Annotated in this window: 30 protein-coding genes and 1 pseudogene; 5 read left to right on the forward strand and 26 right to left on the reverse strand. The window is 42.1% G+C overall.

Features of this window, described 5'->3' with window-relative positions:
* Positions 1 to 123 precede the first annotated feature (123 nt).
* Both istA and istB read left to right on the forward strand, forming a co-directional pair.
* The gene (gene istA / locus PaeBR_RS15925; protein ID WP_410511528.1) at positions 124 to 1,665 is read left to right on the forward strand and encodes an IS21 family transposase; all 1,542 of its coding nucleotides are present in this window, start codon (positions 124 to 126) and stop codon (positions 1,663 to 1,665) included.
* Positions 1,666 to 1,667: 2 nt separating this feature from the next.
* Complete coding sequence (gene istB, locus PaeBR_RS15930; RefSeq protein ID WP_410511529.1) at positions 1,668 to 2,411, forward strand: IS21-like element helper ATPase IstB; 744 nt, start codon at positions 1,668 to 1,670, stop codon at positions 2,409 to 2,411.
* A 381-nt stretch (positions 2,412 to 2,792) separates the two neighbouring features.
* Here istB and PaeBR_RS15935 read toward each other — a convergent pair whose 3' ends face one another.
* From PaeBR_RS15935 to psiE, 24 genes and pseudogenes are all read right to left on the reverse strand, one after another.
* The gene (locus PaeBR_RS15935) at positions 2,793 to 2,885 is read right to left on the reverse strand and encodes a putative holin-like toxin (protein ID WP_410511530.1); all 93 of its coding nucleotides are present in this window, start codon (positions 2,883 to 2,885) and stop codon (positions 2,793 to 2,795) included.
* A 341-nt stretch (positions 2,886 to 3,226) separates the two neighbouring features.
* Positions 3,227 to 3,820, reverse strand: a complete 594-nt coding sequence (locus tag PaeBR_RS15940; protein WP_410511531.1) for a hypothetical protein — start codon at positions 3,818 to 3,820, stop codon at positions 3,227 to 3,229.
* Positions 3,821 to 3,984: 164 nt separating this feature from the next.
* A complete protein-coding gene (locus PaeBR_RS15945) occupies positions 3,985 to 4,575 on the reverse strand; it encodes a GNAT family N-acetyltransferase (RefSeq protein ID WP_410511532.1) in 591 nt (196 codons plus the stop codon).
* Between the two features lie 184 nt (positions 4,576 to 4,759).
* Positions 4,760 to 5,692, reverse strand: a complete 933-nt coding sequence (locus tag PaeBR_RS15950) for a restriction endonuclease (protein ID WP_410511533.1) — start codon at positions 5,690 to 5,692, stop codon at positions 4,760 to 4,762.
* Positions 5,693 to 6,658: 966 nt separating this feature from the next.
* Complete coding sequence (locus PaeBR_RS15955; protein WP_277345901.1) at positions 6,659 to 6,754, reverse strand: putative holin-like toxin; 96 nt, start codon at positions 6,752 to 6,754, stop codon at positions 6,659 to 6,661.
* 382 nt (positions 6,755 to 7,136) lie between these two features.
* The gene (locus tag PaeBR_RS15960; protein WP_410511534.1) at positions 7,137 to 7,526 is read right to left on the reverse strand and encodes a hypothetical protein; all 390 of its coding nucleotides are present in this window, start codon (positions 7,524 to 7,526) and stop codon (positions 7,137 to 7,139) included.
* Between the two features lie 260 nt (positions 7,527 to 7,786).
* Entirely contained in the window at positions 7,787 to 8,686 is a 900-nt protein-coding gene (locus PaeBR_RS15965; protein ID WP_410511535.1) for a restriction endonuclease, read from the reverse strand.
* A gap of 313 nt (positions 8,687 to 8,999) precedes the next feature.
* Entirely contained in the window at positions 9,000 to 9,344 is a 345-nt protein-coding gene (locus PaeBR_RS15970) for a cupin domain-containing protein (protein WP_410511536.1), read from the reverse strand.
* A gap of 393 nt (positions 9,345 to 9,737) precedes the next feature.
* On the reverse strand, positions 9,738 to 10,274 hold the full coding sequence (locus PaeBR_RS15975) for an IS1096 element passenger TnpR family protein (RefSeq protein ID WP_410511537.1): 537 nt from the start codon (positions 10,272 to 10,274) through the stop codon (positions 9,738 to 9,740).
* A 210-nt stretch (positions 10,275 to 10,484) separates the two neighbouring features.
* Complete coding sequence (locus tag PaeBR_RS15980; RefSeq protein WP_410511538.1) at positions 10,485 to 11,180, reverse strand: hypothetical protein; 696 nt, start codon at positions 11,178 to 11,180, stop codon at positions 10,485 to 10,487.
* Positions 11,181 to 11,433: 253 nt separating this feature from the next.
* Complete coding sequence (locus PaeBR_RS15985; protein WP_410511539.1) at positions 11,434 to 12,123, reverse strand: GrpB family protein; 690 nt, start codon at positions 12,121 to 12,123, stop codon at positions 11,434 to 11,436.
* A 90-nt stretch (positions 12,124 to 12,213) separates the two neighbouring features.
* A complete protein-coding gene (locus PaeBR_RS15990; RefSeq protein WP_410511540.1) occupies positions 12,214 to 12,750 on the reverse strand; it encodes a hypothetical protein in 537 nt (178 codons plus the stop codon).
* A gap of 176 nt (positions 12,751 to 12,926) precedes the next feature.
* Positions 12,927 to 13,466 carry a hypothetical protein gene (locus tag PaeBR_RS15995; protein ID WP_410511541.1) on the reverse strand — a complete coding sequence of 180 codons (540 nt, stop codon included), beginning with the start codon at positions 13,464 to 13,466 and terminating at the stop codon, positions 12,927 to 12,929.
* Positions 13,467 to 13,704: 238 nt separating this feature from the next.
* The gene (locus PaeBR_RS16000) at positions 13,705 to 13,977 is read right to left on the reverse strand and encodes a hypothetical protein (protein WP_410511542.1); all 273 of its coding nucleotides are present in this window, start codon (positions 13,975 to 13,977) and stop codon (positions 13,705 to 13,707) included.
* 191 nt (positions 13,978 to 14,168) lie between these two features.
* Positions 14,169 to 14,642 carry a tyrosine-type recombinase/integrase gene (locus PaeBR_RS16005; RefSeq protein ID WP_410511543.1) on the reverse strand — a complete coding sequence of 158 codons (474 nt, stop codon included), beginning with the start codon at positions 14,640 to 14,642 and terminating at the stop codon, positions 14,169 to 14,171.
* Positions 14,639 to 15,094 (reverse strand): phage integrase N-terminal SAM-like domain-containing protein, encoded by a 456-nt coding sequence (locus tag PaeBR_RS16010; RefSeq protein ID WP_410511544.1) that lies wholly within the window; start codon positions 15,092 to 15,094, stop codon positions 14,639 to 14,641. Before PaeBR_RS16010 ends, PaeBR_RS16005 begins: the two co-directional genes overlap by 4 nt.
* A gap of 363 nt (positions 15,095 to 15,457) precedes the next feature.
* The gene (locus PaeBR_RS16015) at positions 15,458 to 15,658 is read right to left on the reverse strand and encodes a hypothetical protein (RefSeq protein ID WP_410511545.1); all 201 of its coding nucleotides are present in this window, start codon (positions 15,656 to 15,658) and stop codon (positions 15,458 to 15,460) included.
* A 9-nt stretch (positions 15,659 to 15,667) separates the two neighbouring features.
* Positions 15,668 to 16,336, reverse strand: a pseudogene (locus tag PaeBR_RS16020) (S66 peptidase family protein); the annotation flags it as partial.
* A 142-nt stretch (positions 16,337 to 16,478) separates the two neighbouring features.
* Positions 16,479 to 17,273 carry a glutamate racemase gene (gene murI / locus PaeBR_RS16025; protein ID WP_410511546.1) on the reverse strand — a complete coding sequence of 265 codons (795 nt, stop codon included), beginning with the start codon at positions 17,271 to 17,273 and terminating at the stop codon, positions 16,479 to 16,481.
* A 95-nt stretch (positions 17,274 to 17,368) separates the two neighbouring features.
* Positions 17,369 to 17,548, reverse strand: a complete 180-nt coding sequence (locus PaeBR_RS16030; RefSeq protein WP_410515215.1) for a DUF3934 family protein — start codon at positions 17,546 to 17,548, stop codon at positions 17,369 to 17,371.
* Between the two features lie 93 nt (positions 17,549 to 17,641).
* A complete protein-coding gene (locus tag PaeBR_RS16035; protein WP_410511547.1) occupies positions 17,642 to 18,247 on the reverse strand; it encodes a response regulator in 606 nt (201 codons plus the stop codon).
* The gene (locus PaeBR_RS16040; protein ID WP_410515216.1) at positions 18,244 to 19,380 is read right to left on the reverse strand and encodes a histidine kinase; all 1,137 of its coding nucleotides are present in this window, start codon (positions 19,378 to 19,380) and stop codon (positions 18,244 to 18,246) included. The genes PaeBR_RS16035 and PaeBR_RS16040 overlap by 4 nt, the downstream gene beginning before the upstream one ends.
* 160 nt (positions 19,381 to 19,540) lie before the next feature.
* A complete protein-coding gene (locus PaeBR_RS16045) occupies positions 19,541 to 20,608 on the reverse strand; it encodes a fatty acid desaturase (RefSeq protein ID WP_410511548.1) in 1,068 nt (355 codons plus the stop codon).
* Between the two features lie 141 nt (positions 20,609 to 20,749).
* Positions 20,750 to 21,157: a phosphate-starvation-inducible protein PsiE gene (gene psiE, locus PaeBR_RS16050; protein WP_410511549.1), complete on the reverse strand. Its 408-nt coding sequence runs from the start codon at positions 21,155 to 21,157 to the stop codon at positions 20,750 to 20,752.
* Positions 21,158 to 21,323: 166 nt separating this feature from the next.
* Between psiE and PaeBR_RS16055 the strand changes: the two genes are divergently transcribed.
* The 3 genes from PaeBR_RS16055 (at position 21,324) to PaeBR_RS16065 (ending at position 22,144) form a co-directional block, all read left to right on the forward strand.
* Complete coding sequence (locus PaeBR_RS16055; RefSeq protein WP_410511550.1) at positions 21,324 to 21,536, forward strand: hypothetical protein; 213 nt, start codon at positions 21,324 to 21,326, stop codon at positions 21,534 to 21,536.
* Positions 21,537 to 21,565: 29 nt separating this feature from the next.
* The gene (locus tag PaeBR_RS16060; RefSeq protein ID WP_410511551.1) at positions 21,566 to 21,796 is read left to right on the forward strand and encodes a hypothetical protein; all 231 of its coding nucleotides are present in this window, start codon (positions 21,566 to 21,568) and stop codon (positions 21,794 to 21,796) included.
* A gap of 99 nt (positions 21,797 to 21,895) precedes the next feature.
* Positions 21,896 to 22,144 carry a hypothetical protein gene (locus tag PaeBR_RS16065; RefSeq protein ID WP_410511552.1) on the forward strand — a complete coding sequence of 83 codons (249 nt, stop codon included), beginning with the start codon at positions 21,896 to 21,898 and terminating at the stop codon, positions 22,142 to 22,144.
* A gap of 131 nt (positions 22,145 to 22,275) precedes the next feature.
* On the opposite strand, the gene PaeBR_RS16070 is transcribed toward PaeBR_RS16065, so the two are convergent.
* Entirely contained in the window at positions 22,276 to 22,434 is a 159-nt protein-coding gene (locus tag PaeBR_RS16070; RefSeq protein ID WP_410515302.1) for a hypothetical protein, read from the reverse strand.
* Positions 22,435 to 22,614: 180 nt separating this feature from the next.
* Positions 22,615 to 23,592, reverse strand: a complete 978-nt coding sequence (locus PaeBR_RS16075) for an aldo/keto reductase (protein WP_410511553.1) — start codon at positions 23,590 to 23,592, stop codon at positions 22,615 to 22,617.
* Between the last annotated feature and the right edge of the window lie 120 nt (positions 23,593 to 23,712).

Below are 23,712 nucleotides of genomic sequence, written 5' to 3' on the forward strand. Positions count from 1 at the left end.
CCACCTCTCCGGCGTTTTTGAGCCACCCTTCCGGAAGAGAGAGCCATTGCATGAAGCTCCTGCTAGAATGTTCTTTATGCGTTGTTGAAAGATAGCGCAAATCATTCGTGAGGAGGTCATACAATGACCCCATATCGTGAAATCTTGCGGCTTTATAGCCAAGGGATTAGCCAACGTAACATCGCCCTTAGTTGCGCCTGCTCGCGCAACACCGTCTCCAAAATCATTCAACGAGCTGGAGAACTTGGGATTGTCTGGCCGTTAGAGAAAGATCTAACGGATGGTGAGCTTCGCCAGCGGCTGTTTGCTGAGGCGGCCCAGGCTCCGACCCGCAAGCATCCGGACTACGCGTACATCCACAAGGAGATGGCTAAAAGCGGCGTAACGCTTAGTTTGCTTTGGAATGAGTATTGCGAGAACTGCCGAGCGAGCCAAGAGATTCCGCTCATGTATTCGCAATTCTGCCACCACTATCAGCAGTACACCATGAAATCGAACGCAACCATGCGTATCCATCGTAAGCCAGGCGAACAACTTGAAGTGGATTGGGCAGGACAAACCGCGTCCACCATTGACCGTGAGACAGGCGAGATCATGACCATGTATGTTTTTGTTGGCGTGCTGGCCTACAGCCAGTATGTTTATGTGGAAGCCTTCGCTTCGCAAGATCAGGAGAGCTGGATTACCGCCCATATCCATATGTATCAATTCTTTGGTGGATCCACTCGTGTACTCATTCCGGACAATCTGAAGACGGGAGTAGAAAAAGCATCCGGGCACTCCCCAGTGATCAATAAGATCTATCATGAGATGGCTGAGCACTACAACACCGCCGTCATTCCCGCACGTGTTCGTAAACCAAAGGACAAGCCGAATGTGGAGGGAGCCGTTGGTGTAGCCTCCACATGGATTCTAGCGGCGATACGTAAACAACAGTGTTTCAGTGTTGCCGAACTAAATCTAGCCATCCGGGAGAAACTCGATGCCTTAAATGCAAAGTCCTTTCAAAAAAAAGAAGGGAGCAGGCACAGTGTATTTATGACGGAAGAAAAACCGTTCTTACTCTCCTTGCCTGCTACCCCCTATGAGTTGGCGACCTGGAAGATCGCCACTGTCCAATTCAATTATCATATAAGCGTTGAGAAGATGCACTACTCAATCCCCTATGAATATATTAAGCATCGCGTAGATGTACGAATGACGAGAGGCGTGATTGAAGTCTTCTACCAGAATCACCGAGTATGCTCCCACCCGCGCCTTCATGGAAAGCCGGGGCAGTACAGCACGGTGGAAGATCACATGCCGGAGAACCATAAGAAATTCATCCAATGGAACGCGAACCGTTTTATCTCTTGGGCACAGAGTGTGGGCACGCATACTGCCGCCTCTGTCCAAGCGATCCTCAACTCCCATAAGGTAGAGCAGCAGGGCTACAGAAGCTGTATGGCCCTGCTCAAGCTTGCCGATAAACATGGCGTTATTCGCCTTGAAGCCGCCTGCGCCAGGGCATTGTCCTACACGCCAAGGCCTAGCTTCCAAAGCATCAAAACGATTCTAACTACCGGACAGGATCGGCTTGAAGCGCAGCCAGAAACACAGGAACCCTCATCCCCTTCTGAAAGCCATGGCTTCATCCGCGGCGCAGATTATTACGGGAGGGGTTAATCATGGTGCATGAACCGACCCTACGCAAACTACACGAAATGCGCCTCTCCGCTATGGCGGACTCCTATCAAAATCAATTGTTAGACCCAAACTTTCAAGCCCTTTCGTTTGAAGAACGTTTTGGACTCCTGGTTGACACGGAATGGTCTAGGAGAAAGAACAATCGGCTGACCACGTTAATCCGCAAGGCAGACCTTCAACAAAGCAACGCGTGCATTGAAGACGTTGAATATCACGCCGACCGCAAACTGGACCGGACACAGATCCTTCGCTTGGCAACTGGAACGTACATCCATGATAAACTCAATATCATCATCATGGGTGCGTCAGGTGCAGGTAAAACCTATCTAGCTTGCGCCTTCGGCATTGCCGCCTGCAGGAACTTCTACCCGGTCAAATATATACGCTTGCCCGAACTGTTAAATGAGCTTGCCGTAGCACGAGGGGAGGGGATCTTCCAAAGGGTGATGAAAAGTTATAAGAAGGTTCCTTTGTTGATCATGGATGAATGGCTGCTTGTTTCGCTAAAAGAAAGCGAGGCCAGGGATCTACTTGAAATCGTAGAGACACGCCATCAAAACGGGTCCACCATATTCTGCTCGCAGTTCGCTCCTGCCGGCTGGCATGGAAAAATTGGTGAAAGTACATTGGCAGATGCTATTCTCGACCGAATCGTACATTCATCCTACACGATCACAATCGAAGGCATGGACTCCATGCGTAAGCGCAAAGGACTCATCAACTAACCATTCCTACTTTTACAGGAGCTACCGATTACTAGTGGCTCCCACCACCGGAGAGGTGGCTCACTTTTCCCAGAGGACTGGCTCACTTATCACCGGAATGATGGCTCTATTTCATCGAAATATTCACATGTGGGGGGATTTTCAGTTGACAATTACATAATACATCTTTAAATGGTTTTATGTCTTAAGTGTCTTTTGAATATTCCTTTCATTTAACTTGCTTTTGATTTGAAGCAATTATTTGAATGTGGTATCATATTATTAAGAAAGACCAAGTGCTGGTAACACTTGGTCGATACAATTGGCTTAGATGGTTTATTCCCCTTCTAAGTTCGTAGGCAATAAAAACCCACCTTCGGCGAGCAACCTTGGGGTGGGTTTTTACTTTCTCTTGTTGTTATTAATATACGTTAAAAGAGCAAGGATAAACATTCCAAAGAGGAACATAATCGTCAATGCATCTTTTACTTCCATGGCTTCACCCCCTTTCGAAGGGAAACCATGCCCACCCAAGATTCAATTGTATCTATATTTTACCTTCTATCCCTTAACCGCACAAGCGTTCTTATTAGTCTTTTAGTTTTAATAAGATCTTTATAGATTTGTATCCCTTTCATATAACGTTGTTGTATTCACGAACCCTCACTGGCTTAAGCTGCAGGTCGATCCGCACAGGATTGGCCTGCCGGGTCGAAGACTTAGCCAGTGCAGGGTTGTCCCTGACATTGCTTCCCTGCCTCCGCCTCAGGGGACCGAGGGCCGTAAGGCCCGATGCGTGAATGCGATGTTAGACGATGTACAAGCCTTCTTTGATTTTACTTGCTAAATTCCTTTCGTATTTTCGTTATATATGAAAACACATTGCCAATTTCAACAAAATCAATTGCTTCTCGAAGTTTTGAACATATAAATTCTAATTCTTCTCTCCTTTCTTCTATACCGTCTTCATATTCTTTATAGTCATTAATAAAATCAGCTTCGTTTTGATATATATCAAATCTCTCAAGAACATATACTTCTTTAAGTTGTACAAACAAAGCTATGAAGTCTCTAATATTTTGGGCTACTAGTTTCATTTTTCTATCATCCATGGGTTGAATGAATAAGATAGGACATTCTTCAAGATCCTCAACAGTCCAGTTATTTGTAGAGAATGCAAAGTGATCCCCATCAGTGCCCGTACGCCCAAAAATAACTGCATCATTAGGAGTACAATGATATCTGTCTTCGTCATCATTAAAACTAATATAGAATCCCATATAGTCATCGAGTGAACTATCATACTTTTCTTGTAATTCAAAATCTAATTGAATAAGTTTCTTTAGAGTTTTTGGTTCTTTGTATTTTCTGAGCACCCATGTTTCCTCCCTGTGTTCTGCTTGTATTTCGCCTAACGTTCTTGTATTCACGACGCCCCACCACCTTAAGGGACAAAGTCCCGGCCGCGATGCGGTTAGGTGGTGCGGGTGTGTCCGGCTGATTCTGCTTCCCTGCTACTGCCAATTGCATCATCGAACACACTACTAACTTCTGCCGGACCGAGGGTCGAATGGCCCGATGCGTGAATATGGTGTTAGCTGATGGAACTGCCTTCTTCGAAACAACTGACATATTCTCTTCTAAGTATTGAATACATCTTCTGGTCTGTAAATTTCCCCTTTACTTTTAATTGTTCTCTTAATATCCCTTCAAATGTCATCCCTAATTTTTTCATCACTTTTTCTGATCCTAAATTTTCAAAATTACAACGTCCTTCAATCCGGTTTAATTCTAACTCTTCAAACCCATACCTAATTATCGGTTTTGTCGCTTCCGTAATAATTCCCATGTTCCAAAAATCGTTTGATAGGGCAAATCCAATCTCAGTTCGTTTATGTAATTCATCTATACTAACAAATCCAGTTCTTCCAATAATCTTGTTCGTATCTTTGTAAACTATTCCCCAATGATATGCTCCTTGAGAGTTATACTTATCAATTACTTGATTTATGTAATTTACTGAATCTTCTAATGACTTATGATTATCCCACCAGGTAAATGTTGTAACTAACGGATCAGAAGCAAATTCAAAATAATCACTAGCATCTTCTAAATTCAATCTTCGTAAAAACAAGCGATGTGTTTCGAAAACCGGAGAGTAATCAAATAGTTTATTAATTTTCATGTGTTTTATTCCTTTATAATAGATTTGCAGTTCTTTCAGCTAACGTTCTTGCATTCACGAACCCCGAAGGGGTTGTCCGCTGACTCCACTTCCTCGAAATGCCTCTTGCGGACCGCGGGCTCAGCCCGATGCGTGAATGCGGTGTTAGCTGAAGTACCTGTCTTCCTCGAATTAACTAAGACAATTACTTAAACTTTGTTCTTTGGAAACTAATAATGTTATCAAGCCTTTCGTCCCATTCACTTCCCAAATAAGAGTTTAGAAGGAAAACAATGTTTTCGTAATTTATTATGGTGATCCTTTGGTCAATATCCGCAAGTGCGCCATTTACATAACCGGTACAGAAAATAATACCTTTGTTTATCTTGTCGTTATTCACTGTATAAGCAAAAGATTTCACGTAGGTGTTAGTTAATTCAGTTATTTCATACAACTTGCACTCAATATAAACACGTTCCTCCCCATCTGGCCGAGCTATTGATGCAATAATGTCTTTGCCGCCATCTCTTGTCGCAGAAGTCCACTGCGTTTTGTAACCCATACGGGAATATAAATACTCAATTAACCATTCAAACTCTATCGGTTTCAATTTCATAAGATTTCGCCGTGGTTTATTTAAATAGATAAATCGAGCATAAATTATCTTTACACACTGACTAATCCCAATAATTCTTTCGTCCGGTAAATTATGTTGAGAATACGCGTACCCCTCTATTGCAACTACAGCTTGATAGGGAGAGTGAGGCAATAGTTCTAAAATCCACGTCAATCCTTCCCATGCATCGTTACGATTTCCAATTCTTTTATACATCTCATTTGATTCCATAGCTATTAATACTTTTTTCATTTCTGGGCTAATCATTTCAGTTTCTTTTAGATATTTGTATGTTTTGTAACTATCAAGATCAATATTTCTATTAATCGGAACTAATAAACATCGCAATAAAGACTTTACTTTACTGATGCTTTTACTTCGAATATTACTTATGTAATCTTCAAGCCATTTATCGTAAGGAATTCTTAATTGAGGGTAAACATTTTCTCCTTTTAATATTAATTCAAACCATTCATCAAAGTTTTGATAATTGTCAGAATAAAGATTTTGTAGCAACTCCATATTTATTATGCACCTACTTCATGGTTTTCTGTTTTGATCCGCAGGTATTTCAGCTAACGTTCCTGTATTCACGACGTCGAAAGACTTAAGGGCTGATTAGGATGAGCGAAGCCATCCATGACACCGGTTCGCGTAGCGAAATTAGTCTTGAGATGTGTCCGCAGCTTACGCTTCTTCGACTCCTGAGTTATCTTCCCTGTATTCGCTTCTTACCTTCTGGCGGACCAAGGGGCGAATGCCCCAAAGCTTGAATACGATGTTAGGTGTTGTTCTTGGGGGGACGTCTGTGAGCTTCTTTCCACATTTAAAATGAGTCAGTTTCCGAACAGGAAACGTTCCTTTGTATCTTCGAGTCCACCCGACTGGCTTTAAAATCCGTCTGTTTCCGGAGGAAACATTCCTACCCCTCTGTCAATCCGCATACCTTTAAAATCCATCGCTTTCCGCACAGGAAACGTTCCATTGATCCAGCCCTTCACAGTATTTATACGGGTTTCTCCCCCCAAGAATTTCACTTAACGTTCTTGTATTCACGAACCCTCTCTGGCTTAAGGCCGCCAGGCCGGGTGGCTTCGCCACTTAGCCAGTGCAAGGTTGTCTGCTGATCCCACTACCCCGAAATGCCTCTGCAGACCAAGGACCCGCCAGGGTCCACAGCGTGAATACTGTGTTATAGGATGTTCCGGCCTTCTTCGATTTTTCATAAAAAATATTCTTTGTAATGGATGGGACAGTTCTTTATTTAGTTCTTTATTCGGCCCTTACTTATATCTTTATTTAGGTCTTTATTCAGGTCTAAATTTAGTATTACAGGTTTTCACTGCATTAAAGTTATGTTATGATTTGAACAAGAAAGCCGAGTGCGGCTAACACTCGGCCATACAATTGGCTTAGATGGTTTATTCCCTTCTAAGTCTTCTCAGGTCATAAAAACCCACCTTCGGCGTGCAACCTTGGGGTGGGTTTTTACTTTCTCTTGTTGTTAGAATTGATGTATGTTAATAGTGCAAGGATAAACATTCCAAATAGGAACATAATCGTCAATGCATCTTTAACCTCCATGGCCTCACCTCCTTTCGAAGGGAAACCATGCCCACCCAAGATTCAATTGTACTTCTAGAGTTTACCATACTAGTCCATTGTTGGATAGAATGTTTGTTCGTCTTTTAGTGTTTTAATACGTTTTGCCGGAATTTCCTATAACGTTCCCGTATTCACGAACCCGAAAGGCTTAAGGCGCTTCAGCGCCGGGTCGAAGACTTAGCCTTGCAGGGTTGATCGCCTGATTCCGCTTCTTGGCTTCTTACCTTCTGGCGATCCAAGGGCCGAATGGCCCGCAGCGTGAATATATTGTTATACGCTGTTCCTGGCCTCTTGAGTAAACCTTCGAATCCTTATTTTTTGTTTTCTATATTGATTGATTCTTTTAGTTTTTTAATCGTTTTTAATATTGCTTCTCTGTTGTTTTTTTCCTTAATCCATTTAGGTAATCTACTAAAAACCCTTGATTATACCATCCTAATTTTTCATGTTTATTGCTTTCACGAAGTTTAGCTTTCACGTAGTCTTCAATAAATTCTAAATGTTTTAAATTGTAAGCCCATAGTATATTTCCTTTACAATTTGCTGTTAGCCATAGTTGATGATTATTCGAGTTCACTTCTATTCTGCCACAATGATTACAAACAAAAGTCTTCTTCTTAAAAAGGTTAAAAACTTTCTCTTCATTACTTGTTGTTACAGTTGCGCATTTATGACAAGAAGGGCACTTAACTAAAAAAGAATCAGCAAAATCATAAAGATGAAGTCTTGGATCTTTAAATCGAAATACCATGTGAAATCACCCTCATCTATTATTAAAGATTTTTCTGTTTTCAGGAATTGCGTATAACGTTGTTGCATTCACGAACCCGAAAGGCTTAAAGCGACGTAGTCGCCGGGTGGCTCCGCCACTTAGCCTTGCAGGGTTGTCCGCTGATTCCGCTTCTCCGAAATTCCTCTTGCGGTCCGAGGGACAGTTTAGCTGGCCCGATGCGTGAATGCAGTGTTATAGGATGTCAGCGCCTTCATCGAGAATGCCCAACAGCTTTTCATTTACTTTACATCCTTTGTAATTTCGCGAAGTTCTTTATCGGTTATTAGTTTATCAATAGCTCCAGTTTGATTCCTAATTAATAATTTGTGTTCTCCTTGAGCGTCAATTTCGATTGTCTCAACCGTCTGTGAAAATGGGATATCATACGTTAGACCCAATAACTCAATCAAATGGCCAGAGATCTTAAGATATTTTCCTTTTAAATAAAATGAGCCTTGCGCAGAATGACCAAAACCGCCTCCAAAATTATTGGATGTTAATTCACTCACAGACGTAACAACATTTTCCTTTTGATCATAAAAATTATCCACACAAATTCTATGTTGACCTTCTATTAATTGACCTTCTTTTATCAATCTTTTAATTTCACTGTTTCCATTATTAGAAAATATAGGTGCATAAGTTGCCTTCTCATATTCAGGTAAAAAGATATGCATACTAATAATAATCTTCATTATCCGTCCCTGTTCATCCAACTTGGTCGATGGTCTTAAATTATAAAGTTGAATATCTTTTCCTATCATCTTTGAGCTTGCTTCTGCATATTTGATAGCTGGTCCGGTGTAATCAGTAGCGGAAAAGAACATTCCGCTTGATACTTCATTTAAATCTATCAAAGCACCGCCTAATTTCTGAAGATCACCTCTACCTACTTTTGCGCCTTTCACAGTATAATCCTTTGCTTCTCCCATTTCCTTTTTAGATTGTTGTTCTAACAGCACATCTATTTGATACAATGTATTACTAAATGATCCCCGTAGTTTTTCATCATGTGTAACATTACTATCTTTGTTAAGAAGCTTCATCGCAACTGCTGAAATTTTTTCATATGCTTCTCCGTCCTTTTTGGGCTTATATCCAAAAATTTGTTCAAATAAAATATCAATAGGTGAACTCATTATTATCCCTCCATCGATTATTAGATAATATTTCAAACCATCATTAATGTGATAGTTTTGCAGTTTGAAGTTTTTGCGTTGATTTCCTATAACGTTCTTGTATTCACGACGCACCACCACCTTAAGGTCACGAAGTGACCGGCCGCGATGCGGTTAGGTGGTGCGGGTGTGTCCGGCTGAATCTGCTTCCTTGCTACTGAAAATTCCTCATCGAATCCTCTTCTAGCCTCTGTCCGGACCGAGGGGCGAATGCCCCAAAGCGTGAATACGGTGTTAGACGTAGTTCCTGACCTCTTCGAATTGCCACAAGGTTTTAATTATTGGTTAATATTCTATCGCCCTTAGTAGTTGGTTGAGATATTACTAAAAATTCTATTGAATCATCTGTCTCATTAAAAATTTGATGTGGTGTTTGTTGAGGTACTTCAATACCTTCCTGTTGATTTAATTCATAAACTTCTCCATTGATTTCAATTACAGCTTTGCCTAAGAGAATAAAAAAGAATTGTCTTGATCGATTATGATAGTGTCTTGCCTCCTCAGTACCTGGAGGCATTCTTTCGTGAATTATGCTTAAATTATCTTGTTTTAAGAGATGCCATCCATCACAATTAATTCCCCAAATATAATGTTCTCCTGTTTCTTTACTTATCTTCATTATGTAATTTACTTCCTTTCAGTTGCAGCATTTAGCCGCGGGTATTCGCGGCGACTATTAGTACATAGCTTTTCTTTTTGAAGATTCGACATTACTCAACATGTTTTTTTGTTCAGTTTACAATTTCTGTATTGGAATTTAATTTCCTTCTTCAATATGAAAAAAGAGTCGCTTCAATAATACGACTCTTCAAAATTAATCTATTTGTCGCCCTTCAGGAATTACGTCTAACGTTCCCGCATTTACGACGCCGACGGAGTCGGTGTGTCTCGGCATATGCTTCCTCGCTTCCTACCTTCCGGGACCAAGGGACGGCATAGCCGGCCCGTAGCGTAAATGTTATGTTATCTGATGCATCTGCCTTCTTTGGAGTTAACTTGCTAACTCTCTTCTTTATTGTATCAAGTGGTTAATATATGCTTTTTGTTTTGATATCATTTTAATACAATCTTTACATAGCTTTTCTTTTTTCAAATTGTCCTTAAACATAACAATATATTCTGCTTTGACCTTTAATCCACCACCCTTACAACTTGAACAATACGCAGTTCTCGCTTTACTCCCATTTACAATGTTTGGGTATTTAACTTTTAAATCTCTATCTTGTACTTCGATTAATTCAATTTGATATATTGAACTACTTCCAAAGTCATAGACATATTCAAAGATCTCATTCACCCTAATATTAAGTTTATCTAATTGTGGTTTCGAACCTGCGCCAAATCCTCCGGGTTCGATTTCACCTAATCCAGAATTTGAAAATGCCTTACCACGATAAAATTCACTTAAATGATCATAGGTATCATGGTGAAATGCATCTCTAATAATATTGTCGAATTGTCCAAGAGTTTGTGAACTTAATATCGCTATTGTTTTCCATTTTGATTTTTGTCCTTTCTTTGAGATTTTAAAAATTAGTACTTTCTCCATCGAATTCACCCTTCATTATTAAAGTATTTGCAGATGTTTCAGATAACGTTGTTGTATTCATGGCGTCCATCTCCCTTAGATAGCTCTTATCTTAGAGAGATGGATGTGTCCGGTTGAATATACCCACTGCACTTCTTCATCGATCCGGACCGAGAGCCGAATGGCTCGAAGCATGAATACGTTGTTATACGACGATTCTCACTCCTAGAATTACTCACAAAAGTACTTTAATGACTTTAATGCTTCTCCTGTTAATTCAATCTTATTTTCGTTAGTAAAAACTTCAATTGAACGTTTTGTAGCTAGCCTAGTTTTGTCAGTTATCTTGTCTAAAAAATCAGCCCAGTCATAAAAATCACTTTTATTAATTCTTAATGTTTCGGAATGTAGATATTTCTTTGATATCTCTTTCTCATCTAGATGTTGTTTATAATACTTAGTAGTATACATTCCGCCATGATGAACCAATAGATTGCGGTCATTAAGTAATTTATCAAACTTCTTAGATTCATCACTTGAAAATGGTGAAATAACTAGAAGATCCTGATAAAGAGAATTTACCGTTTTCGCAGTTCCAAAATCCAATCCTTCCGAAACAATAAAACCAATCTTGTCCTTTATTTCAAAATCAAAGAATAATATATCATTCAAGTCTATATTTATTTCTTTTCTTTTCTTTAGAAATCTTTCAAGTAATCTTGGACAAATATTTATTGCGGCTGCAAAATTGTTCTTACAAAAAGACTCGAAATAAGCAACAAGCGCAATTATTGAGACTATCGCAGAAGCATTCGATGTATATTGTTCATCCTTACTATTATCTACAATGGTTCTTAATTGATTGATATCCATGTCGTATATGGCACCAGAAGGAACATGACCTGCAAAATGTTTTAAATCAATCATCGTGAGTCAACTCCCATTCTTGTATTCAGATTTATTGAGAATTGTCGTATAACGTTGTTGTATTCACGAACCCGAGAGCCTTAAGTGACCGTAGGGAACGGGTCGTCAGACTTAGGCCGCAGCGGTTGTCCGGCTGAATTACCCTCGGCATTTCTACTTCGGTCCGGACCGAGGGGCGGATGCCCCGAAGCGTGAATACGTTGTTAGACGCTGTTGCCTCTTCCTCGAAATCTCCTACTAATAATTACATTACTTATATGTCCCTTGCTTTATATATGGTTTTGTTTAATATATCTCTTACAAATTCAGTCTTCTTAAGGCTGTAATTATCTATATCATATCGGTAAGTTTCAGCAAGTTTAATTTTCAATAATTCATAGTCTATACGAGCGGTTTCATTTGCTCGTAAATAATCTCGAAATGCAATATGTTCTACAAATCCCTTTCCGTCTTTAGGGCATACATAAAGATGATACTTCATGCATCCATCGTTATGATTCCTTCTAAATACTTCTCGCCCCTCTGTTCCTAAATCCCCCTCATACTCATATCCTTCTTGTGCTAATCGTTCAATAATACTCGGCAAAATATCATATCTCTCAATTACAACATCAACATCAATAATCGGTTTGGCTGATAAACCTTCCACAGATGTGCTTCCAACATGTTCAATAGTTAAAATTAAATCTCCGATATAACTAAATATCATTTGCTTAATTTTTTCAAATTCTGTTTTCCATTCAACGTTATATGAAACAACTTCTATTACTCTTCTTTTTTTCGTCATTTTTATCTCCTTAGACTTGACTGTAGAGATATTTTTATATTCATTTAGGCAATTGCGTATAACGTTGTTGTATTCACGAACCATCACTGGCTTAAGACAGCGCCAGCTGCCGGGTCCGATGGACTTAGCCAGTGCAGGGTTGTCTGCTGATTCCACTCCCCTGATAATGCCTCTTGCAGACCAAGGGCCGTCAGGCCCGCAGCGTGAATACTGTGTTATGCGATGCCCTTGCCTCCTTTGAGTCATCTACTCCAATAATATTGTTGCTTTTTCGATTTCTCCTTGTTCATCTAGGTATTTCAAAGTCCTATCAATATCTTCATTATTCATAGTTTTTACAATTATTAAATGCTGAATATTACATCCTGGTGAATCTAGATTAGGTTGTTCAAAATGCTTTACTAATCTTTCTGGCGTGGTTACCAAACACCATCTCTTCATTCCATTATTAAAAGTTATAGTTACTTCAATTAGATCAAAAGAGTCCAATTCATCATCGAACCTCCAACTTTGTAGTATTGGAACAGCCACTTTCCCCTCAACAAAATAGTTTTTATTGATCCATATTCTTCTGTTCTGATTTCCGATTATTCTAAATTTATCATCATCTTCAGTAATTACTTTATAAAACCTTCCTATAGTAATTGCATGTCCGTATACCCCAACACTGGTACAGGTAATAATTCTTTCATCCATGTAATCACATCCGATACTAAGTTCTGATTGGTCTTTTATGTTTCCAAAAATTCTTGCAAGGGTTTCGCATAACGTTCCCGCATTCACGAACCCGAGAACCTTAAGCCCCAACGGGGCGGCCGCGACGCGGTTAGGTTCGCAGGGTTGTCTGCCTGCCCCAACTTCCTCGACTTTACTTCTGGCAGACCCAGGGCCGTATGGCCCGCAGCGTGAATGCATTGTTATGTACTGTACCTGGCCCCACAGAGTTACCTTCAATAGTGTTATTGTCCTTTAGTCTTGTTCAATGTTGGTTCTTGTTCATCTTCTAGGTTGTATATCAAATTTAGTGCATAATAATATTCCTCTTTCTTAAACCTCATGGTCGGTACAAGCCCTAACCATTGTACTTCTTCGCCCAAGTCTTCAATATTGTTTGATAATTGGCTTGTATCAAGGCCTATCCTATTCCAAATTATCTCTTCATCCTTTATCATGACTTCCGCCACTATTACTGTGCAGTACAGATCGCAATCATCCGGACACATCAGGATCGGAAGGATTTCCGGATTCATCGTCGATCGGTAGCGCGATTGAGCGAGTTTTCTTTCTTCTTCAGAACTTAGCCAATCGATCATTACTGGAATTAGTCCTAAATAGTGATTATTCGGGTAAAATTCATTTAGCCTTACATCAAAAGCAATTCCATCAATTACTATGTTGTAGTGTTCATCTTGTATGTACTGACTTTTTAGCTTTTCAACTTTGATGTGATTAAATATGATAATCACCTCATCTTTATACTTTGGTATCAGGTATTGCACATAACGTCTCCGTGTTCACGACGTCTATTCACCTTAAGCCCCTCTAGGGGCGGCCGCGATGCGGTTAGGTGAATGGATGTGTCCCGGCAATCGCTTCTCTGACTTATCTTCCGGGACCGAGGCGGCCTGTCCGCCGATGCGTGAACACATTGTTATACGCTGTTGCACGCTCCTTGAAATACGTTCAAAGCTGCTCTTTGAATATTTATTGATAAACTCTTAATATGGTAATTTCTTGTTATAATAAAAATAGTAAGTGTTTGTTTTCTTTCATCTTCTTTATAAATTTAACGATTCCTCGAATAATAATTATTGATAAAATGATAATAATGACTGGACCAATTTCTAAAATAAAAACAGGAACTAGTGCTGATAATGAAACGGAAATCTCGTAAATAAAAAAATAATCAACTATTCCAACAACTACAAAAGACATTACAATCAATTGAAATTTCTGATAATAATAACTAAGTTTATAATAGGCTCTTCTTAAGTAATCAAAAGCTTTCATGCTTCACCTCAATGCAATTTATTTACAATAAGCTACGATTGTGTTTGGAAATGGTTTCAGGTGTTTGTGCAATTGCGTATAACGTCTTTTTCACGAACTTCACAATCGTTGGGTTTCTCGGTGGTATTTGTGTATTTCGGGAATACCCTCAATGTTGCTTTATTTGTGCTCTTTTTCCGTAGTGCGCAAGCTTAATATTCCATTTGGTCAAGTGGGCTTTGGATGCGTCGGACATCTTTTACACTTACATGCGTGTATCGCTCAGTTGTACGTGTACTTTGGTGACCAAGCAGCTCCTGAATATAGCGAATATCGATTCCTCCTTCCAATAAATGAGTGGCAAATGAATGCCGGAGTGAGTGTACGCTTACCTTTTTCGTAATACCTGATGATTCTACAGCTCGTTCAAATAGTTTTTGGACGGAACGTTCCGTCAAATGGCGCCCTTTTGTTTGCCCTGGAAACAGCCAATCTTCCGGTTTTTCTTGCTGAATGTACTGCTGAACCACTTTAAATGCTGAATCGGACAATAGGGTCAAACGATTTTTCCTTCCTTTTCCTTGACGGACATGCAGCGTTTTTCGATCTTTGTCCAGATCCTGATACAAAATAGACTGATGCTTCAAGTTATGGGTTGATTTCAGGATCAACATGACTTCATTCATGGACAACACATTGGGGAGTTTATTCTCTTTTTAGGTCTGATATAAGGGACAGTCTCATCTTGATGAAGCACCTTTTGAGAAAAAAATTTGATCGCGCTTATTGCCTGGTTAATGTAAGAATGTGAGCATCCTTTATGCAGTAAGAAAAGAGAATAATCTTGTATCAACCGATGATTAGCAGAAACGGACTTCTCGCTGGTATACTTCATAAATCGTTCGACCTGACCACAATAGGCCTTAATCGTCTTGCTGCTGTAGCCCCGTAAAATCAATTCATTTCTTAATTTTTGTTCCTGATCTGAATTCCATTTAACCGTAGTTTCTTTTTGTAAGTTAGCCCGTTCTTGAAATAAGTAGCAGTCCTCCAACAATTCATTTTCCACATATAATACGTCGTCTTTAAAAACGACTAACAGCTGTTCAACCTTCTCGAACGTAAAGGCAGAGTCCAAACAGCTTCTTCAGGGAGCCACTTTCTTCCCGATTCATTTTTGATTTTAGCAATGTCTACGCCCTTAAACTTGTTGAACTTTAAAGCCAATGTCTTCTCATCACGTTGTGTTATCGATATCTCCACAAGTCTCACCCTTTCATTATACCAATCGCACTAAATTATGGGAATTAAAAAAGGGAGACCGCAAAGTCTAAATAGACTTCGAAATCTCCCGATGCTTTCGGTGTATTCATTCTAATTTCAACAGAAACCCTGTCTTCTGATTTTTACTAAAGCCTGCATTCTCATAAAAGCTATGTACTTCTTCCCGTTTAGATCCTGTCATTAACATGACTTTATAACAATTGAATTGTTGAGCGATTTATACACAGGAGGAAATGAGCTCACCATTCCGTTCAATGACAATAATCTTGATAAACCTATCATTCCAGATGTCACCCCATAGTTCTTCAAGTGAAGCGTTAATCTCCAGTTCAGGATCATCTTCATGTAAATGCTTGTACAATTGAAGTAATTTCGGCAATTCATCCCTCTGTATTAATCTAGCAGAAACTGCTGGCATTATAAATGTTCACACTCCTTCCGATATGATGATTTCCGTTGTTGCCTCATAAGCTTTTAGGCTGGCCCGCCCGCCTATAGGATAGGTTAACATTGGTGAGGTGTGTCCGAAATCGACATCGGCAATCACCGGAATCTGCTCCAGTTCCTTTTTTGTCTTTATGATTTTTCTTAACAGGTCGCTTGTCATGTGGGATGCTTTTTGAAATCTTCCGATCACTAACCCCTTCACATGTTTGAAGTCAGATTGGTGGATCAGGGATTGCAGGTCTCTGTCAAAGGTGGCCGGTGAGGATTCATAATCATCTTCTAAAAAAAGCACGGCGTCCGCCAGACTCGGCATATATTCGGTTCCCTGCAGCAGGTTTAAGGTACACAGATTTCCGCCTATTATTGTACCCTCCGCTTGCCCCTCGTTAATGGTAAAAGGCCATTTATTCGTCTTGAAAATACGGTTCTCCTGATCCAGAAACCACGAATCATCGCTCCACTGTTCGGAGGGTTCAACTTTTATCTCTTTATCGCTTAACATTAATTTTTTAAAATACTCAGTTGTATATGCATTTCCATAGCGCATGGCGAATGTAGAGAAATGGGGTCCGGAGTACGTAATTAAGCCTGTTTTGGTGTAAATAGCATGACTTAACGCTGTAATATCCGAGTATCCGCAGAGCCGCTTCTCTTTGATCCGCTGCGATTAAGCTTAGACTTCTTGAAGGTGAGATCACACGTATTTCATCGCCTAATTGTAATTTGTCTGCTCTCAATGGACCCCACTCCTTTTAGCGTTTTTCAGGCACTGGTCACTAATCGGTATTTTGCTAAATAATCTCAAGCGCCCGTTCCATCTTGCGTATATACGCCGGTTCGTTCCCTGAACACATAAACTTAACATCCATACTTAACTGAGCACTCACCTGGGTCTGAGCTTTCACTGGAGCCTGAACATTCACTATGTCCGCGCTTTTCAACACTTGGGATAACCTTCTTACGGTCCCTGCGCTTCCATCGACGATTTGAATATCGGGGAACAGTTTTCTTAGTATATTTTTATAAAAAGGGTAATGGGTGCATCCTAGCACGATTGTGCCGTAAGTACTCATATTAAACGGTGCGAGCTTCGCACGAAAATAATCATTAATAACCCTGATGTCGAAGTTTAAGGCTTCGCAATATTCCACAAGCTCCGGTAAAGGCAAGGAATCCACTATACATTGCTCATCTACCCGGGATACCAGGTCGGTATATTTCGATTGCTTCAAGGTGAGCTCGGTAGCAAAGACCAGCACTCTTTTACCGGTTGACCGGTTCATTTCTACAGCAGGCTTTACCGCGGGCTCCATCCCGATGATGGGGATATCATAACCATTTCTTAATCCTGAGATCGCTATACTGGTTGCAGTATTACATGCGATAACAATGGCTTTAACATCTTCCCGGGTAATTTGGTCTATGGACTGTTTGACATACTTGTTTACTTCCTCGCTTGTTTTCGTTCCATACGGAACATGAAGGGTATCCGCAAAATACAAAAAGCTTTCGCCAGGCAGCCGCTTCATTGCCTCATGCAATACTGTAATTCCGCCGATTCCCGAATCAAAAAAAGCTATTCCCATTTCTCCCACTCCTATTAAAAAAACATCCAGCGCATATCCAGTGCCGGATGTTGACTCTTATGATGTATTTCTATTCTTACATTGTATGTTCCGGATTAGCCTCGGTTCCCGCTTTTATTAGTTCTGTTGCCCTTTGGGCCTTCCGTTCCTTTGCCTCCCGGGCCTTCCGGTACACTCTTTTTCACTTTAATTGGCTTCGCCGTTTTATTCCACCGGGTCCAGCCCTTGCTGCCCGTTCCTCGGCCTGTGCCGCCGCCCTTGCTTTTTGCACCCATATAATCACTCATTCCAAAAGTATTTGGTTCCTGCTTGATGCCCCACCTATCTTACCATTACTAAGTGTGGAATGTTATTCATTTCAGCAAATCTTACTTAAACCAGCCTTTCTCCTTAAAGCGGGTAATCGCTTCGATCCGGTTGCCCACACCTAGCTTGTCCAGAATTACGGAGATATAGTTGCGGACGGTTCCGGTAGTGATATACAGCTGACTTGCGATTTCTTTCGTATTTTTGCCGTCGGCGATCAGTCCCAGGACTTCCTTCTCCCGCTGGGTCAGCGGGTTGGATTCAACAGCTCCATAGGCTTCATCCATCAGCTCGGGAGCATACATGCGCCGACCGGCCATTACACTGCGAATCGAAAGTGCCAGTTCCTCACTGGGGCTATCCTTGAGCAGATAGGCATCCACACCGGCCTTTACTGCACGCTCAAAATATCCCGCCCGGGCAAAAGTAGTGAGAATCATAACCTTGCAGCCCGAGCCCTTGATCGCCTCCGCCGCCTCCAGTCCGCTCATGGCCGGCATCTCAATGTCCATAATGCAAATATCCGGTTTGTAGAGCTGAACCAGTGTTACGGCTTCTTCCCCGTTGCTTGCCCTGCCCACAACCTTCATGTCCTCTTCCAAATCCAGCAGGGAGGCAAGCGCCCCAAGCAGCATTCGCTGATCCTCGGCAATGACAATTGTAATCATATTGACGCCTCCTGTTCAGACTGCTTAAATACGTTGGGGACCTTGATCACAATTGTGGTTCCGCCATCCCTCACGATATCCATACAGCCGTTTACAAATTCGAGCCGCTCTCTCATGCCCTGCAGCCCGTGACCTTTAAAATATAAATGATCCCCCGGAGTTCCAGCTCCGTTATCCCTGACCTTAATGGTCAAATCCGTGCGGGACGGTTCAATGCTGATGCAGCAGGCCTCGGCCTTGCTGTGCTTCACTACATTCGTAACGGCTTCCTTTATGCACATGCTAAGAACATTCTCCGTAATCAGCGAGGTGTTGGTCAGCTTAGGTTCACCCTCTAGCGAGAAATCTATTTCCGCCGCCTTCAGCAGCTCCCGGATACGCACCAGCTCCTCCTCCAACCGGATGCCGCGCATCTGTGTAACCATTTCGCGAACTTCCTTCAAAGCGCTTCTTGCTGTTTGGCGGACATCATTAATCTCGGATTGTGCCTGAGCGGGATTTTTGCTGATGAGCTTGCCGGCCAGATCGCTTTTGAGGCCGATCAGCGAGAGCTTTTGACCCAGTGTATCATGCAGATCGCGGGCGATCCGCTGACGTTCCTCCAGCTTGACCAGCTCGGAGATACGCTTGTTGGCATCCTCCAGTTGACCCTGGAGCTTATCCTGATTGTTGCGGTTGTAGGTTGTGACCGGAAGTAGCACGACAGCAATCATGCTCACAAGCACAAATGGCAGCTGGGTAATAAACACCGGGTTACGCGAGAGCAGACCGTAGTTGATTGTAACTATAGTAGTAAGCAGATGAATGGAATACAGCGTAAAGAATCCGATGCGATTCTGTATATTCCCGATAAAAAAGGCCAGAAACAGCGCAAAATACACATATCCGAACAGCAGCGTCATGGTGATCGAGACCGCAATCTGCACACTCGTCCAGAAATACACCACCCAGCCTTTGGATACAAAAGAAAGCACATAACATATGAAGAACAAGGCGATCATGATAATTCCGGAAACCACCTCGTACGTGGAGGATGACCGGAAGATGAAATAAAAAGGCAGAATGTAAAAAACGACCCACACATAAGGGCTGAGACCCGTGCTTTTGTGAAAAATATGATGCCACTTCTGCATGCCTGTCACCCTTTTTGCCATCGGTATAGTACCCTTATTTTAGCACAAACTATGCGAATTCCGGCAATCCTCATTAAAAAGAGAGGGAGATCAGAGCCCGAAGTCCTCTTTTCGGCTCTAAACTCCCTCTCTGGCTGCAATTCTAATCGGTGCTGTCGAATTATTCCACTCTCTGCAATCTGGGCGTTTGAACCTTCAACGCTTCCCCTTTTTCCTGCGGATTGCGAAGTCTGGACTTCATCTCCTTGAAGCTGACGAACCCCTTATTCTCCTCATCCCATAAACGGAAGTGAATAGCCTTCAGACTGGTGCCTATGGTAATGGTCGTCGCTTTTTGCAGCGGGGGCGTGGCGTTATGCGCTTTTTCCAGATTATAATTGGGTACCTTCGGGCTTAAATGATGGACATGGTGGAAACCGATATTGCCGGTAATCCACTGCAGCAGCCTCGGCAGCTTGTAATACGAGCTTCCTTCCACGGCAGCCATGACATAGCTCCATTCCTCTTCGTTCTCGAAGTAGGAATCCTCGAATTGATGCTGCACGTAGAACAACCAAATTCCCAAGACGCCGGATACAAATACGACGGGCAGCTGCACCAGCAGGAAGGCCTGCCAGCCAATGGCCCAAATGAGCACACCGTACAGTGCCGCGATAGAAACGTTAGTCAGATAAGTATTCATCCGCTCTTTGCGTCTTGCGCCTTTGGCATTGAAACGGTATTGGATCAGGAAGATGGCAATGGGCCCGAGTCCGAACATAACCAGCGGATTACGGTAGATCCGGTAGGACAGACGCTTCCAGCGGGAAGCCGCCACATATTCGTCCACAGTCATAATCCAGATATCGCCGATTCCTCTTTTATCCAGATTACTGCTGGTAGCGTGGTGAATGGAGTGGCTGCGTCTCCACTGCTGATAAGGAACGAGGGTCAGGACACCTGTAATGGTGCCAATAATATCGTTGGCTTTACGGCTTTTGAAGAAGGAGCCATGACAACAGTCATGACAAATAATAAACGTCCGAATCACAAATCCGGCAGCCGGGATCGCAAACAGGAGCGTGAGCCAGTAAGAAACGGAAAGGCTGAAGTAGGCTCCGTACCATAAAATCACAAGCGGTCCCAACGTATTAATGAGCTGTCTTATGCTCGCTTTACGGTCGTTTTTCTCGTAAGGGGCAACACTTTTTTTTAGACTGGAGAGCTGAGTTGTATGGTTCTTCGTCATCGCAGGGGTTCCTCCTTGATGTTTCTGGAAAAGTTACATCTATCTAATCTAATTATAGATAGGGTGTCCCCTGCTTAGTAGTCATAAACATCAAGTACAGTGTATGACAAATGTCATAGTTCCAATCCCCAATGTCATCCGTCAATTATCACGCTTCAGATGGCGCGTGTTTGCAAGAAACAGGGTGAAGACCAGTACCAGAATGGCTCCGGCATAGATCAGCGTGTCAACCGGACTCTCGTGATCAATAATGATGAGCCGGATGATTGCCGTAATACCGATGTAAATAAAGTAACGGAGCGGGAAATGATGTTTTGCCTCGAAGTATTTGATAATTAAGGCAATGAACTCGAAATACAAAAAATAGATCAGAATACCCTCCAATAAATCCAGCTTGTTTAAATCTCCCCCTTCTTTTATGAAACCAAAGATATAAATCGTTTCTTTGCCCAAAAAAATAACGAGAATGAGCGCCAGCACAATTAAAGCGATGTTCAGAACCCACTGCAGAACGACCGGAACGTACTCGAATTTGTTTTTTGTTTTCAATCCAAATCACCTCCTGCGCTAAAAGTAGTCTTAGTATAGAGGTGATTCCGTTTTCACAGCAAGCCATTTTGTATTCAGGCTGCAGCTTGGTTTTCTATTTCATCCACGGTATACTGGTCTTAATCTAGTTTATTCCTACTACTATCTGCAAAAGGAGATTACGAAATTGCCCATTAACCGTCCTTTAGTTACGAATAACGATTTACAGGAAGCTATGGTACGCAAACTTCATGTGCGTGTCTTCCAGGATGACCACATGGTCAATTCCAGCGCAACTGTCGTGCGTTTTACAGATGCCGATGTCGTTATGCAGTCAAGAGTAAGTGATCTCACTTATTATTCCCGGCGGAGCTGCCAGTTCTTTGAGGTAAGATCTTAACCACTCTTCATGTAACAGGCAATACCGCCATGCTGAAATTTCAAGCCGATCACTCTACGGGCGGCCTTCCCACCCTTTACCTGATAGAAACGAGTGAAACGGAACGTTTAACTTTTGCGAACAGCAATACAGGTACCTCCCATAGCGTTATTGATTTCTATGTTCCGCAGCTGGAAGCAGGCAGTGAGGGTCATGGGGGCTTTGGATTTAAAGATCCGAGCGGAAACTCTTTCGGGGCCACTAATATTGTTTATGCCTAATCATTGCTCAATCAGCAAAAAGGGGGTGTCCCACAAGCCATGGAAATGGCTGCCGGAACACCCTTCACTTTGTGGAGCAGGATTGAAGTGGGTGTTTAGATGGACGCTCCGCGAACGGACCGTTGCTCCAATCGCTGTGCTCTCCAGATTTTATTTATTTTCCTTAACGGTAAAAATCCGGAGAGCAAGGCGACCGCTGCCGCTTTTCCGCAATCGTTCCGTCCTCTCCGCTGCTTTCAGCTTGGAACCATTCCAATTATCTCTCTTAAAACAGCAAAAAGAAACCTCGAAGTCGGGTGGCTTTCGCTTGCCCACAATCTGCTGAAGCGGGCCGCTACGGATCAATAACGCCAAATGGCAAGCCTCCAATAACCCGGGGGCTTGCCATTTTTCTAATTTGAGAGTCATCGAAACTAAGAGAGGCTGTCGCATTCATAGAAAAATCCACTGATGAAACACCCTTTTTTCACAGTGGGGGATTATTTTTTTAATCCGGTCTTTGCTTTCATTTTCTCATTCAGAATATCCTGGAAGCTTTGGGTTTGCTCAAGGGCTCTTTCCTGCTTGGAATTGACCACGGGCTGAGGTCTAGTAAAATGATGATTGAAAGCCATAAGATTATGTACTGTCATACTCACTGGGTTCAACCTCCTTCCGTAATCTTTCCGCAATTTTTCGTGCATGTGGAAAGCTCATCCCTTATTTACCCCGCTCTTTCCAATCCTAAACAGTTTAAATTCAATACTGGAAAAACCAAATAACCTCCGGCCTTGGAAAATTGGCCGGAGGTTATTTCTGGATCATTCATATGAACATTCTTATTTCAATGCTGCCCATGAGGCTTCATTCAGGTGTTCCAATTCATCACGGGTGAGCTGGAAAGTCATGGCCCCGATATTTTCCGTGGCATGGCGTTCCTTCGAAGCACCAGGAATAGCAACAACAGTATCCCCATGATAATGGATCAGCCAGTTAAGCGCGATTTGACCAGCTGTTACGCCGTACTTTTCACCAAGTGCACCTAATGAATCTATTAACGGTCTGCTCCGGGTCATACTCTTGTCGTCCATTCCGGATTGCATCCGCCGAACGCGGGATATTCCGCTGATCTGCGCAGGGTCATTATGAAAGCGTCCTGTTAATATCCCCTGCTGCAACGGCGAGTAGGCAATGATCGATATCCCCAGTGTCTTGGCTGCTTCCATAATCCCGTTCCGATCGATATTACGGTGCAGCAGGTTGTATTTCACCTGATTCGAGACCAGAGTCAAACCATATTGCTGTAACAACCGGTGAGCCTCGACCATTTGCTTCGCTGAATAATTGCTGACTCCCACGTAGCGGATTTTGCCTGCTTTAACCAGTCCGGCCATGGCTTTCATCTCGCTGGCTATGGAAGACAAGGAAAAGGGCTGGTGAATCTGGTACAGATCAATCGTCCGCCCGCCAAGACAACGGATTCGCTCATCAATGGTAGATGTTATGGACTTTGCTGTACGGAACATGGGCCACCACTTCGTAGCAATCAGAGGAGTGAACTTTACGCTCTCCTCTGATTGTAATTGGTCCAGAACATAAGCCAGCGCTTCCTCCGATTTGCCGCCTCCGTAAATCTCTGCTGTATCTACCCAGTTCATACCGCCTTCCAAGCTAATCCTTACGATATCCAGGATGGCTCCTTCATCCAGATTGCTCCAATACCGTCCTATCAGTCCGCTTCCCCGGCTAAACTGCCAGCAGCCTAATCCCAGTGAAGAGACTGACAATGAAGACTGTCCCAAAGAACGTAACTTCACAGCTGTTGTACTTGGCCCCATTTTTCATCCTTCTTTCAAATCAAGTATTGATTAACGTATGTAATATTTTTAACATAACACTTCCATCCAGGAAATAGAACACCAATGCGTTAGGATTCG

Source organism: Paenibacillus sp. BR2-3, assembly GCF_046529485.1.
Taxonomy (GTDB): Bacteria; Bacillota; Bacilli; order Paenibacillales; family Paenibacillaceae; genus Paenibacillus_AQ.